Raw genomic sequence first — 12918 nt, forward strand, 5'->3', positions numbered from 1 at the left:
TGCCGAGCAGACCAATCTGCTGGCGCTCAACGCCACCATCGAGGCGGCGCGCGCCGGTGAAGCCGGTCGCGGCTTTGCCGTGGTTGCGAGCGAAGTGAAGTCGTTGGCCAGCCAGACGGCGAAGGCGACCGACGAGATTTCCTCCCATATCACGGGCATGCAGGGCGCCACGGCCGAGTCGGTTGCCGCGATCAAGGAGATCGGCGCGACCATCGGCCAGATCTCGTCAATCTCGACGTCGATCGCGAGCGCCGTCGAGCAGCAGGGCGCCGCGACCCAGGAGATCGCGCGCAGCGTCCAGACGGTTGCCCAGGGCACTCAGACCGCAGCCACCGACATCGGCGAGGTCAATCGCGGCGCCGCCGAGACCGGCTCTGCCTCAGAAGAGGTGCTGAACTCGGCCAAGACGCTGTCATCCGAAAGCACCCGCCTTCGCGCCGAGCTCGACCGCTTCATGGGGAATATCCGGACGGCGTAAGGCTCGCCGTCGCTGAAGTCTGCGCCGTCGCCTCATACTCCGCTGTCGTCCCGGACAAGCGCGCCTCAAGCGCGCGCAGATCCGGGACGACAGCGGAGTTAGGAGGCGCTGTGCGAAGCCTCACGTCCTCCCGAACGCGCGCTTCAGCTCCACCTTCGCTCGCTCCAGTCGCGTGCGCTGGGTCTTCGGCAGCGTCTTGCCGGCGCGGTTGATATAGAACGTCAGCATCGACAGCGCCGAACGATAGGCGCCGGTCTTGCGGCGCGAGCTGTGCTCGGCCGAGCGCTTCAGCGAGGTTGCGATCTTCTTCGGACTCGTGAGCGTGAATACGCCGCGCTTGAGATCGAGTGCGTCGCTCTCCTTCGTCACCCGCTGCGACCAGCGCTTCGGCGCCGCGCGTTTGGCGCGCTTGCGCACGCTGGTCTTCCTGCGCGCAGCTGGTTTGCGAGAATGTGTCGTCTTTCTGACCTGAGCCATGCGTCAACTCCCTGCGGCTCCTTCGGAAACGGACGGCGTTGGAGGCTGTTCCCATGGGAACCTGGCCTTGCCGCAGACGTTGTCGCAGGTGGCAGGCGGAATGCCGCACCCCGATGATCGGTTCGCCCCCGGCCACATCATGTGAACCGGGCCGCTTCCATTGGTCAGACCCAACAACGCGATGGAATTGCAGCAAAGCCAAGCGCTGAATCATGGACCTGCTGTCTCGGCGGTCGCGACCGATCGCATCATCGAGACCAGCATACCCTCGCGTCTCGACGCGCTGCCGTGGAGCGGCTTTCACACCCGCGTCGTGCTGGCGCTCGGCATCACCTGGATCCTCGACGGGCTCGAGGTGACGCTCGCCGGTGCTCTTTCCGGCGCGCTTAAGCAAAGTCCCGTGTTGCACTTCTCCAATCTCGATCTCGGTGTTGCCAATTCCGCCTATCTCGCCGGCGCGGTGCTCGGCGCGCTCGGCTTCGGCTGGTTGACCGACCGCATCGGCCGCAAGAAGCTGTTCTTCATCACGCTCGCGGTTTATCTCTCCGCGACCGCCGCGACCGCGCTGTCGTGGAATATCGCGAGCTACGCGCTGTTTCGTTTTCTCACCGGCGCCGGCATCGGCGGCGAATATACCGCGATCAATTCGACCATCCAGGAACTGGTGCCGGCGCGCTATCGCGGCTGGACCGATCTCGTCATCAACGGCAGTTTCTGGATCGGCGCGGCAATGGGCGCGGTGGCGGCCATCGTTCTGCTCGACCCCGCCGTGATCGGCCCCGATCTCGGCTGGCGCCTCGCTTATCTCATCGGCGCGAGCATCGGCCTCGTCGTGCTGTTTATGCGGATGTGGATCCCGGAAAGTCCGCGCTGGCTGATGATCCACGGGCGGCCCGATCAGGCCCACGCGATCGTCGACGAGATCGAGCGCTCGGTGATCGGACGCGACCAGGATGCGGGCGACGGACGCTTCACCAAGATCCGGCTGAAGATGCGCGATCACACGCCGATTCGCGAGGTCGTGCACACGCTGTTCTCGGTCTATCGCCAGCGCGCGCTGGTCGGCCTCGCGCTGATGAGCGCGCAGGCTTTCTTCTACAACGCCATCTTCTTCACCTTCGCGCTGGTGCTGACCGATTTCTACGGCATCAGCGCCGATCACGTCGGCTGGTACCTGCTCCCCTTCGCCGCCGGCAACTTCCTCGGTCCGCTGCTGCTCGGCCGCCTGTTCGATACGCTCGGACGGCGCGCCATGATCATGTTCACCTATGGCGCGTCGGGCCTGCTACTGGCGCTGTCGGGCTATCTGTTCTCGATCGGGGCGCTCAGTGCGCAAGGACAGACCATCGCCTGGATGGTGATCTTCTTCTTTGCCTCGCCCGCCGCGAGCGCGGCCTATCTCACCGTCAGCGAGACGTTTCCCTTGGAGGTCCGTGCGCTGGCGATCGCGGTGTTTTACGCGATTGGCACCGGCATTGGCGGCGTCATCGGCCCGGCGCTGTTCGGCGCGCTGATCGATACGGGATCACGCACCAGCGTGTTCGCCGGCTATTTGCTTGGGGCATTCCTCATGATCGCGGCCGCGATCGTGGCGTGGCGCTATGCCATCCCCGCGGAACGCAAATCGCTCGAACAAATCGCGCGGCCGCTCGCCTTTATGGAGTAGACTATGAAATCGGAACTTGCGGAAATGGCATTGGACGAGAAGCGCACCATGCCCGTTGACGACGCTGTGCCGGAAACGGTGCCGGTGCCGCATGCGCTCGTGCCGCATCTCGACGAGACCGCGATCCTGCTCGACATCGACGGCACGCTGCTCGACCTGATGCCGACGCCGCGCGAAGTGTGGGTGCCGCCGGGCCTGTCGGAGACGCTCAAGCAGCTGGTGGAACGCACGTCCGGGGCGCTGGCGCTGGTCAGCGGCCGCTCGCTCAACGACATCGACCTGATCTTCGCGCCCGACGTCTATCGCGCCGTCGCCGGCCACGGCGCGGAGATGCGGCTGTCGGCGGACAATGAAGCGGATGACGTGCACGCGCCGCCGCTGGACAAGGAGTTGAAGCGGCGGCTCGCTGCGATCGCAAAGCTCAGCCCGGGCATTCTGCTCGAGGACAAGGGCTATTCGCTGGCGCTGCATTACCGCCTCGCGCCGCATGCGGAGAAGGCGATCTTCGAGGCCGTCTCGCTGATCCGCGCCGATCTGCCCAATGCGCCGATCGAGGTGTTGCCCGGAAAGTTCGTCTGCGAGATCAAGCATTCCGGCTTCACCAAGGCGACCGGCGTGCGCGAGTTGATGCAGCACGAGCCGTTCAGGGGACGGCGTCCGCTGTTCATCGGCGACGACGTCACCGATGAGACCGTGTTCGCGATCATGCCTGACATGAACGGGCTCGCTTTCTCGGTCGGCCGCCGCGCCATGGGCGTGAACGGTCATTTCGATGCGCCGAGCGATGTGCGCGCGTTCCTCGCGCGCCTGCTCGATCCGAGGTGAAACAAAGGCAGCGCCACGCCGCAGACATAAAGGCCGTCAGCGCAGCGCCCTCGCGCGCCGCAATGCAGGCTGCGCATTCCAACCGGAAGAGCTGTCTTTGCAGTGGGTTCCACAGGGGAAACCAGCTCCAACGCGCGCGCCCGATTTTGGTTTCAATTGGTTGAAACGATGATCAGGAACCATATTGATGAACATCAGTTAAACAGGGTGGAATGAACAGGAGGGGACGACCTGTGAACTTAATCGTCGTTTCGAATCGCGTCGCGCGCGGCAAACCCAACGAGCCCATGACGGGCGGCTTGGCTGCGGCATTGCTTCCGGTTGTGGAACATTCGGGTGCCATCTGGGTGGGGTCTTCCGGCCGCGTGCGTGACGGCCATCAGAAGGAACCGTTTGCCGAGATCGAGGCGCTGGGTTCGGGCGCGATTGCGACGCTGGATCTGCCGGCGGCGCATTACGGCGGCTATTACGAAGGTTTTGCCAATTCGGCGCTGTGGCCGGCGCTGCATTCGCGCAGCGATCTGATCCGCGTCTCGCGCGAGGACTATGTCAGCTATCGCGAGGTCAACGCCTTCATGGCGCGCGCCTTGATGCGCTTCCGTAAACCCCGGACCGCGTTCTGGGTGCAGGATTATCATTTCCTCGCACTCGGTGCGGAGCTGCGCGATCTCGGCGTCGACGATCCGATCGGCTTCTTCCTGCATACGCCGTGGCCGGTGGCCGCGGTGATGCAGGGCGTGCCCAATCATCGCGAGCTGATCACGGCGATGCTCGCCTACGATCTCCTTGGATTCCAGACCGAGGAGGATCGCCAGAATTTCCTCGGTTATGTCGGCGGCGAGCTTGGTCTTGCCATCGATGACGGTGTTGTGCTGTCGCAGTACGGCCGCACCCGCTTCGAAGTCTTCCCCATCGGCATCGATGCGGAGAAATTCGCGCAATATGCCGCCAAGTCGGCTTCGCATCCGGACGTGTCGCGGCTGCGCCGCAGCCTCAACGGCGAGCGGCTTGCGATCGGCGTCGACCGGCTCGATTATTCCAAGGGCCTCGTCAACCGCATCAGCGCGTTCGACCGGCTCTGGACCGAGCAGCCGCAATTCTTGCGCAGCATCTCGCTGCTCCAGATCGCCAACCCTTCGCGCGGTGCGATCGAGGCCTATGGCAATCTCCAGAACGAGGTCGCGCGCCTCGTCACCGACGTCAACGGCCGCCATGGCGAGGTGGACTGGACGCCGATCCGCTATTTGAACAAAGGCTTCAGCCAGACCGTGCTCGCGGGTCTCTATCGCACCGCGCAGATCGGTGTGGTGACGCCGCTGCATGACGGCATGAACCTCGTCGCCAAGGAGTATGTTGCCGCGCAGAATCCCGCCGACCCCGGCGTGCTGGTGCTGTCGAAATTCGCCGGCGCAGCGAATGAGCTCGACACGGCGCTGCTGGTCAATCCGCATGACGTCGACGCCATGGCGCGCGCGATCGCGATCGCCGCCGCGATGCCGCTCACCGAGCGCAAGATGCGCTGGGACGCGATGATGAAGAAGCTGCGCGGCCACACCATTCAGCAATGGTCCGCCGATTTCGTCGCCGAGCTGGAGAAGTGCCGCGTCGAGAAGGCCGTGGTCGCCCCGCTCGCCGCCCAGCCGCCGCAAGCGCTGCGCTGGCTGAAGTCGGCGATCTCGGGCGTGCGATTGATCTAGTCCCTCTCTCGCGCCCCGTTCTTACGGGGAGGGGTGAGGGGCTGCTTTCGCGCTCAACTCTCGATCTCTGTGCCCCTCGCACACTTTGTCCACGCGTCATGGCCGGGCTTGACCCGGCCATCCACGTCTTGCCGCGGGCTCCCAGGAACGTGGTGCCCGGGACGAGCCCGGGCATGACGGCGAACCTCGAGTACCGCGCTCAATAGCAATACGACACCCCGTCCAGAATCGCGCATTGCCGCTTGTTCGGCGCGTTGGGGTCGTCCAGCGGCACCATGCCCTTGCCCTGGCCGACGAACACGCCGGGCCCGACATGCACCGAGCTCTTGTTGCCGATGATCACGCTCGGATGCGGCGAGGCGCTCGAGCGCGTCCCGTCCGGCCAGATGATAGCATCGCCCGAAAGCACCCCACGCCGCCCGTCGTCGCAACTGACGTCGACCCCTTGCCGGCTGCAGACTTGCGCCAGGGCCGGCCCGGCAAAGGCGGAGCCGAGGGCTGAAATCAGGCCGAGCGCGGCGATGGTCTTGCGGATGGTCATGGCGTCCCCGGGCGTGTTTGGCATTCTCAAGTGAATCGTCGCGCCAAACCCGTCATGGGTTCAGCCGGCAGGCGGTTCCAAAGCGGCCGCCGACGCCAGATATTGTCTTTCAAATACAACATCTTACGGAAAATTCACCCGATTTACCCGCGATCTCTTGCAAAATCGCCGGCGCCCCTTCAAGAGAGGGCGCTCCGGAGAGATGGCCGAGTGGCTTAAGGCGCACGCTTGGAAAGCGTGTGTGCGGGAAACCGTACCGTGGGTTCGAATCCCACTCTCTCCGCCAGCCAGCCAAAGCCATTTCGTACTTCGACGTAGAAACGGGTCGCAAAATCGGCCGTTTTCCTGCATTTGGCTCGCCAGAGAAGTCCCACCATCGATCCAACTAGGCGCCCGATAGGCCCGGAGATCCGAATTTTCTCCGAATCTTTGTACCCCCGGAATCGGTCTAGTACGGCATTTTGCGGTAAACAAAGCGCTTATTGGGAAAGTGGTTTGGATCCCTCTCGCTCAAGCGAATGGCACGGTTCCAATCACGGCGAACGCTTTAGTCGTTGCGTGCCGCCAGCACGAATTCTGTAACGTATCCGAGATGGTCGCCGAGTCTCGTTCCTTGGGAGTGATGCCTGATCCTGTCGGAAAATTCGACCACTTCCGCAAAACGGCGGGACATCGCGTCGACGAGAGCGTCGGTCGTGACGAGGCCGCGATTGCCGTAGCTGACGAACACGCGCAGACCTAGATTGCGGCAAAGATCGAAAGCGTCTTCGAACTCGCTCAAGGCAGGATTCGAGTTGTGCTCGAACTTCGAACTGAAGCGATCGACGAGTGGCGGGTAAGCGCGGTAAATGGATGGGCGGCTGGACGCCGCTCGGCTATGAAGTCCGCGATCGCAAATTGCTCATTCATGAAGCTGATGCTGAACGGGTCAGAGCAATTTTCCGGCGTTTTGTGCAGCTCAAATCCGCCACTGGGCTGGCTCGCGAGCTCGTCGCGGCCAACGAACGTAACCGGTACGGACATCTCCTGGACAAGGGGGTGCTATATAAGATCCTTCACAACCGAGTTTATCTTGGCGAGGCGGTCCACAAAGGCACCTCATACCCTGGCGAGCACAAAGCGATCATCGATCGCAAGCTCTGGGATCAAGTTCACGCCATTGTCAAGGAAAGCCCACGCAAGCGCGCGAACAACAGCCGTGCTCAAACTCCTGCACTGCTGAAGGGTTTGCTGTTTGGGCCTGATGGCGCGGCGATGTCGCCTACTCACACCCGAAAATCCGGCCGTCTCTATCGCTATTACATCAGCCAGACGGCAATGAAGCAGGGAAGATCAGACTGCCCCGTTAAGCTGGTGCCCGCTGCCGAGCTGGAGCGCATCATCATCGATCAGGTTCGTTTGCTCCTGCAAACCCCTGAAGTCATCGTTCAGACCTGGCGCGCGCTGCGCAAACAATCTTTTGACGTCAGCGAAGCCGAAGTCCGGAACGCGCTACTCGGATTCGACGAGCTTTGGGATGAACTGTTTCCGGCCGAACAGGCGCGCATTGTCGAGCTGCTCGTCGAGCGCATCGACATGCATGCCGAGCGAATGGACATCACCTTGAAGATCCAGGGCCTAACGTCGCTCTCCTCGGAACTGCAACCCCTACCCTCATTCCAGCAAGCCGCCGAATGAACCGACCGACCACCCTCACTCTCGGCCCCATTACTCGACCGAAGCTCAGTCGCGACGGTCGCACGATGGTCGTAAGCATCCCGCTCTCATTCCGCCGGCAGGGTGGTCGCAAACGCGTCGTAACTCCTGCGAATGCGGAGGCCTGGTCAACTAAGCAAATCGCATCGCGAGGAGTTACTCGAGGGGGGTAAGGGTCCCTTTGGCGTTTGAGAATCGTCGCGGGTAATTCGCACCCAGCCACCGCGCTAGCTGAAGGCACTGAGAAGTTAGGTTGACAAGGTTGACGTGGTTGACAGTCGGGTTGACAGAGGAGGGGGGCCAAAACTCTAGGAGAGGCGTTCTCAGGACCGGTCTACCTGGTTCATCCGCAAAATTTCGGAATTAAATAGAAAAAGCCACCGGCAATGGGCGCGCCAAGTTGAGGGGGGTGCCCGCAGGTGGGCACTCCCCTTGGGCCCTTGCGCGGTGAAATCATGCGTTTTGACGGAAAAGCTCCGATCTTGCGTCGTTTCTGGACGTCTGGGAAAGAATCCGTTCGATCAGAGCCAAGTTCTGTGAGCAGGGGGTGCCCATGGGTGGGCACCCCCTGCTCCGCGACGCCGTTCGAAATACTCAGTTGCGGTTCTACTCAGGTGCGCAGCAGCGATCGAGCGCCGTAAGAAGGCGAAGGGCCAATCGAAGGGTGGGGTTGGTCAATTCCTCAGTGGCCGGCGTACTGAGGACCGGCCCCACTTTCACTCAGGGATTTTTTTCGGTTCGGCAGAACTTTTAGCGTTGCCGGCCGATCTTGTCGTGACCGCCTATCTTCCGCCAAGAAAAATGATTGTTGTATCGAATACTTGGAGAGCTGTGAAAGGCGATTAGCGGAGAGATACGTGGGCAAACACGTGCACTGGCCTTTTATTTTCAGAACTTCAGAGACGCGCTGACGCGCGGAAAAAACGTCGCGCAATTCGATAAGGAGGTAGTCCATTCTTTGCGCGGACCACAAGCAGTTCCGGAGCTAAATGCATGAAACCATCCGGCAGAGCGAAGCGAACATCGAGCCACCGCGCATACAGTTACCGTCGCAAGTAAATGCGCAACAATCCGACCATCGTGCAAAAATACGGCGGCGTCTGTCTGGAAACCCCGGAAAAAATCCGCGCGGTTGCGAGGAGTCTCGCCGATTTGCACAACCGTGGTCATCGCGTCGTGGCGATCGTTTCAGCGATGGGTAAGACGACCGACGAACTAATTAAGGCGGCTTATCAAGTAAGCCCGCATCCCAACCGCCGCGAACTAGATATGTTGTTAACAACCGGTGAGCGCATCAGCATGTCGTTGATGAGCATGGCCCTGTCTGATCTCGGTGCGCCAGCCATTAGTTTTACCGGGAGTCAGGCCGGTGTAATGACAGACGAATCTCATTCTTCCGCGCGCATTTTAGATGTGCGGCCTGCGCGCGTGCTCGAAGAACTCAGTCGCGGGCGCATCGTGGTTTTAGCGGGCTTTCAAGGCGTGAATCCGCGGACCAAAGAAATCACCACCCTAGGCAGGGGCGGCAGCGACACCACTGCAGTCGCCATGGCTGCGGCGCTAAAGGCCGAGCGCTGTGAAATTATCAAAGAGGTCGACGGAATTTGCTCGGCCGATCCGCGCATCGTGTCGAACGCAAAGCCATTGCGCCGGCTGGATTTTGCATCGTTGTCCGAAATGTGTTTTTGGGGCGCCAAGGTTTTGCATTTTCGCAGCGTGGAGTTGGCACAAAGCCAAAATATCCCTTTGCTTTTACGAAAATGGGGCAATTCCGAACACAGCACGCGAGTGATGGAAGAGGTTATCGGAATGGAAAACGGAAAAGTTTTGGCCGTCAACTCGATGGCTCGTATTGAGCATGTGGAGATCGCTTCGACGAATCTCAGTCACGGTTTTGAGAAATTTGCGCAGCATCTCAAGCAAAACGGCCTATCTTGGCCGCAAGTCCTCGCCTCGGTTTTCGTCGCCGGAAAAACGCGCATCATGATGACTTGCGAGTCGGAATCGCTCGACACTCTGCTACGCACGCTGGAACGGAGCAAAGACTTGCGCAAAGAGCGTGAGACTTTAAGTTCGGTGAGCCTCACTTGCTTCGGCGGCGTTTCTTCAGACTTGCCATTTCAGGCGATGCAAATTCTGCAATCCCACGGGATTATCGCTGAGAAATACGTTCTATCATCACATTCGATAAATTTGTTCGTTCCTGTGGAGACCCGCGAGGCCGCGGTCACGGCCTTGCATTCACTGATCTAACAACCTCTTTGAGAGGATGTCACGAAATGCCGGGCACCATTGGTTGGCTACTTCGCGAGGGGGAACGAATCATTGTCTGCAACTCAGGCTTATTAGGTCACAAGCACCTTCTAATCGGCATCACCCGCGTTCGTAACGAAGCGCTTATCCTCAGAGACACACTGGACTACGTCGGCAAGCAGGTCGATGCGATAGTCGCTTATGATGACGCGAGCACGGATCGCACGCTTGAGATTCTATGCGAACACCCAAAAGTCGCTCTGATTGTGACAAATCGGTCGTGGGAAGCGGACATCGAGGCGCGCGGGATTGCTGAGAGTCGGCATCGCGGACTCTTGTTGCAGACGGCGCGCGAACATTTGCAGTTCGACTGGATGTTTTGCTTCGATGCGGATGAGCGCGTTACCGGAGATTTACGCGGATTCATAGAAGGAACGCATTGTAGCGAATGCGATGGCGTGCGGGTTCGACTGTTCGACGCCTATATGACTCCTGGGGATCATGCACCCTATCAGGCCGATCGCGAACTGTTGGACTTTCGTCGTTTCTTCGGTCCGGAACGGCGAGACATTCTGATGTTGTGGCGAAACCGGTTGGAGGTCATCTTCGCAAAGCACCATGGGCGCGAGCCGGGTGGCGTTGAACGCGTGGCGACTGGCCTCTATTGCCAACACTACGGCAAATCGCTGTCGGTCGACCATTGGGAAGAGACCTGCGATTACTACATGCGACACTTTCCGTTCGATACCTACGGACGAAAATGGCGCGAGCGGAAAGGTCGAGCAATCCACACCCAATCTGACTTCATGCGGCCGTTGTACGAGTGGGGTGACAGGCTCTTCGCGGCTGCGGTCAAGATCTGATTGTCTGAAAACCGAGCCGCCCCGTGCCAATGCGGCCGCTTCGAAGTCGGCCACGGGCCCACTTCTTCCATAACATCTCATTTGCGAATCCGATTGTAGACCCGAAACGGACATTTGGTGAGCCTATGAGGGCTGCGCGTTAGGCACTCGCCGCAAATAAGTCCCAAGGGGCCCGAAACCCCTTTGAGCTTGTGCGCTCCGCGGTGACCTTGCCCCCAAGTTTTATCCAGCCCTGAGTTCGCTCTGGCTGGTGGATTACCCGGATGGGGCTGGGGTAGCGCGATACTTCAACATAATTGACGTCAACCCTCCGGCACCCCTGCTAAGCGCATACCATCCCGAATACGCTTGCCTTGGGCGCGGAAGGTCGGATCGTCACTCATTCGTCGCATGCGGCGGATCGTAAAAGTAGGGTTGAGCGTCAGGCCGGTGCGTACGGCTGCGCGCCCCTCGTCAAACATCTGGAGAAACACAAGTGCAGCACCCAAGTGAAAGTGCGCAATGGGATTATTGCGGTTGGCTTCGATGCTGCGACGTAGCCACGCAACGGCCTCGACGTCCGCGCCATGCATCAGCTTGGCGATACCGACCCAATGCAGCCAGCGGTAAACACCTGAATCGCGGGGAGACAGACGTAGCGCCTCCTGAACGTGGGCTTCCGCTTCGGCCGCGCGACCGATAAATATCTTGGCCGAGCCGATCGTAGCATGCGCTTCCGCTAGACTCCGGTTTAACTCCAGAGCTCGTTCGCATTCGGCGATTCCAAGGGCCGCTCGGTTCGTACCGATTTTTGCACCTCCCAAAAGCAGGTGGGCAAACGCATGGTCCGGCGCGAGGGAAAGAGCCTTCGTTGAGGCCGCTTCGGTCACCGCAAAATGTGAAACCGTATCGTCGGTGAGAAAGCCGATAGACATCAAAGCGTCAACCTGCGCTAAGCCCACCAGGGATTCGACGCCATCCGGATCGAGCGCCAAGGCTCTTTCAAAAAAGCTGCGCGCTTGGGCCAAATGGTCGGGAGTTGGCCCCTTGTTGAGCCAAGCCATACCCTGAAAATATAGATCCAAAGAGTTAGGGTGTGCCGAACGCTCCGCCCGACGCGCCTCGGCCTCGACAAGTTGAGTATTTAGGGCGTTAGCGAGTCTCGATACGATCTCGTCCTGCACATCGAAAAGATCGGAAATCGGTTTGTCGAACCGTTCGGCCCATAGATGATTACCAGTTCCGGCGTCGTTCAATTGCACATTTACCCGGAGTCTGTTGCCCCGCCGCTGTACCGACCCTTCAAGCACGTAGCGAACGTTTAACTCGCGACCCACCTCCTTCAGATTGACCGCCCTGCCTTTGTATGTGAAAGCGGTGTGTCGACCGATAACGAACGATCCACGGATTCGCGACAAATCCGTGGTTAGACTTTCGGTCACGCCGTCAACAAAGTAGTCTTGCTCTGGATCTGCGCTGAGGTTCGCAAAAGGCAGCACGACGATTGAGAGACGAGGCGCTGCAGGCGCACTCGACCATTCGCGATCCGCGAGTATAGTTGCGCCGGGGTCCCCAACCATGGCGTAGGCCCGGACCAGGCGGGAGATGTTCTTGAGCGTCTGTTCGCCCATATCGACGAACTCAACTCCGACTTTGCCTCGGACTTGATCGTAAGCAGAGGAGGCGAGGCAGATGCCGCCGGGCTCTGCGATGCTCTCAAGCCGAGCCGCAATGTTAACGCCGTCGCCAAAGATGTCATGGGGCTCGACGATTACATCGCCGATATTGATGCCCACGCGGAAAGCTATGCGGGCGTCTTTCTCTCCGACTGAACGCTCTCTAATGCGGGTCTGGAACTGCACAGCAGCTCGAACCGCTTGGACGGCGCTCGGAAACTCCGCTAAGAGCCCGTCCCCCGTGTTCTTCACGATGCGGCCACCGTGTTCGACGATCGCGGGGTTAACGATGTCCGAGAGAAGTTCTGTCAGCCTCGCATGCGTAGCTTCTTCGTCATGGTGCATCAGACGCGAATAGCCGACCACATCGGCCGCCAATATCGCCGCCAACCTGCGCTCAACCCTGACTGGTCGTTCTTGCACCATGCATGCAATCCAACCCCTGGGTTATCGTACGATGGATCAAACGCGGTGCCAAAGTGTTTTGACCGAATTTTCGAAGGCTGATGTCGCCGCTTTGGGCCCGCCGCCTGGGCCGAACCGGAAAATGCTCATTCTGCCGCTGCGATGCTCGCTTTCGAGAGCAAAGCGGACCTCGCTCTTGGGCACGGAACCCACCGCTGCCACGAATTCGCCTCTTGAGCGATCGGCGAATTCCTCAGCCACATGCGATCTGACGCTCTGGAATAGATTAACGCGCAGGGAGCAGCGAATTATGATCAAGCTGTTCGGCGGTGGGTCCTTGTATGGCAATAGTCCGATCGAGAC

Annotated in this window: 12 protein-coding genes and 1 tRNA gene; 8 read left to right on the plus strand and 5 right to left on the minus strand. The window is 60.2% G+C overall.

Annotation, left to right across the window (positions count from 1 at the left end; translation table 11 throughout):
• Positions 1-478 (plus strand): methyl-accepting chemotaxis protein (locus tag XI08_RS05485; RefSeq protein ID WP_271573671.1); only part of this gene is annotated, 478 nt, incomplete at its 5' end.
• Positions 479-598: 120 nt separating this feature from the next.
• Here the strand turns inward: XI08_RS05485 and XI08_RS05490 are convergent.
• Positions 599-955 carry a DUF3175 domain-containing protein gene (locus XI08_RS05490; RefSeq protein WP_271573672.1) on the minus strand — a complete coding sequence of 119 codons (357 nt, stop codon included), beginning with the start codon at positions 953-955 and terminating at the stop codon, positions 599-601.
• Positions 956-1136: 181 nt separating this feature from the next.
• On the opposite strand from XI08_RS05490, the gene XI08_RS05495 reads away from it, so the two are divergent.
• The 3 genes from XI08_RS05495 (at position 1137) to XI08_RS05505 (ending at position 5143) form a co-directional block, all read left to right on the plus strand.
• Positions 1137-2621 carry an MFS transporter gene (locus XI08_RS05495; protein ID WP_271573684.1) on the plus strand — a complete coding sequence of 495 codons (1485 nt, stop codon included), beginning with the start codon at positions 1137-1139 and terminating at the stop codon, positions 2619-2621.
• 3 nt (positions 2622-2624) lie between these two features.
• On the plus strand, positions 2625-3446 hold the full coding sequence (otsB, locus tag XI08_RS05500; RefSeq protein ID WP_271573673.1) for a trehalose-phosphatase: 822 nt from the start codon (positions 2625-2627) through the stop codon (positions 3444-3446).
• Between the two features lie 233 nt (positions 3447-3679).
• Entirely contained in the window at positions 3680-5143 is a 1464-nt protein-coding gene (locus XI08_RS05505; protein ID WP_271573674.1) for a trehalose-6-phosphate synthase, read from the plus strand.
• A gap of 199 nt (positions 5144-5342) precedes the next feature.
• Here XI08_RS05505 and XI08_RS05510 read toward each other — a convergent pair whose 3' ends face one another.
• The gene (locus tag XI08_RS05510) at positions 5343-5684 is read right to left on the minus strand and encodes a hypothetical protein (protein ID WP_271573675.1); all 342 of its coding nucleotides are present in this window, start codon (positions 5682-5684) and stop codon (positions 5343-5345) included.
• 196 nt (positions 5685-5880) lie between these two features.
• Between XI08_RS05510 and XI08_RS05515 the strand changes: the two genes are divergently transcribed.
• A tRNA-Ser gene (locus XI08_RS05515) sits at positions 5881-5970 on the plus strand.
• A 261-nt stretch (positions 5971-6231) separates the two neighbouring features.
• Here XI08_RS05515 and XI08_RS05520 read toward each other — a convergent pair.
• Positions 6232-6465, minus strand: a complete 234-nt coding sequence (locus XI08_RS05520) for a hypothetical protein (protein WP_271573676.1) — start codon at positions 6463-6465, stop codon at positions 6232-6234.
• Between the two features lie 47 nt (positions 6466-6512).
• Between XI08_RS05520 and XI08_RS05525 the strand changes: the two genes are divergently transcribed.
• The 3 genes from XI08_RS05525 (at position 6513) to XI08_RS05535 (ending at position 10495) form a co-directional block, all read left to right on the plus strand.
• Complete coding sequence (locus XI08_RS05525; protein ID WP_271573677.1) at positions 6513-7361, plus strand: recombinase family protein; 849 nt, start codon at positions 6513-6515, stop codon at positions 7359-7361.
• A 1077-nt stretch (positions 7362-8438) separates the two neighbouring features.
• On the plus strand, positions 8439-9632 hold the full coding sequence (locus XI08_RS05530) for an aspartate kinase (protein ID WP_271573678.1): 1194 nt from the start codon (positions 8439-8441) through the stop codon (positions 9630-9632).
• A gap of 26 nt (positions 9633-9658) precedes the next feature.
• Complete coding sequence (locus XI08_RS05535) at positions 9659-10495, plus strand: glycosyltransferase family 2 protein (protein ID WP_271573679.1); 837 nt, start codon at positions 9659-9661, stop codon at positions 10493-10495.
• Between the two features lie 302 nt (positions 10496-10797).
• Here XI08_RS05535 and XI08_RS05540 read toward each other — a convergent pair whose 3' ends face one another.
• Together XI08_RS05540 and XI08_RS05545 are read right to left on the minus strand one after the other, a co-directional pair.
• Positions 10798-12576, minus strand: a complete 1779-nt coding sequence (locus XI08_RS05540) for an adenylate/guanylate cyclase domain-containing protein (protein WP_271573680.1) — start codon at positions 12574-12576, stop codon at positions 10798-10800.
• 36 nt (positions 12577-12612) lie between these two features.
• Positions 12613-12918, minus strand: a 306-nt coding sequence (locus XI08_RS05545) for a hypothetical protein (RefSeq protein WP_271573681.1), incomplete at its 5' end; no start/stop codon positions are given.

The sequence above is a fragment of the Bradyrhizobium sp. CCBAU 11361 genome, assembly GCF_028128935.1.
GTDB classification, from domain to species: Bacteria; Pseudomonadota; Alphaproteobacteria; order Rhizobiales; family Xanthobacteraceae; genus Bradyrhizobium; species Bradyrhizobium niftali.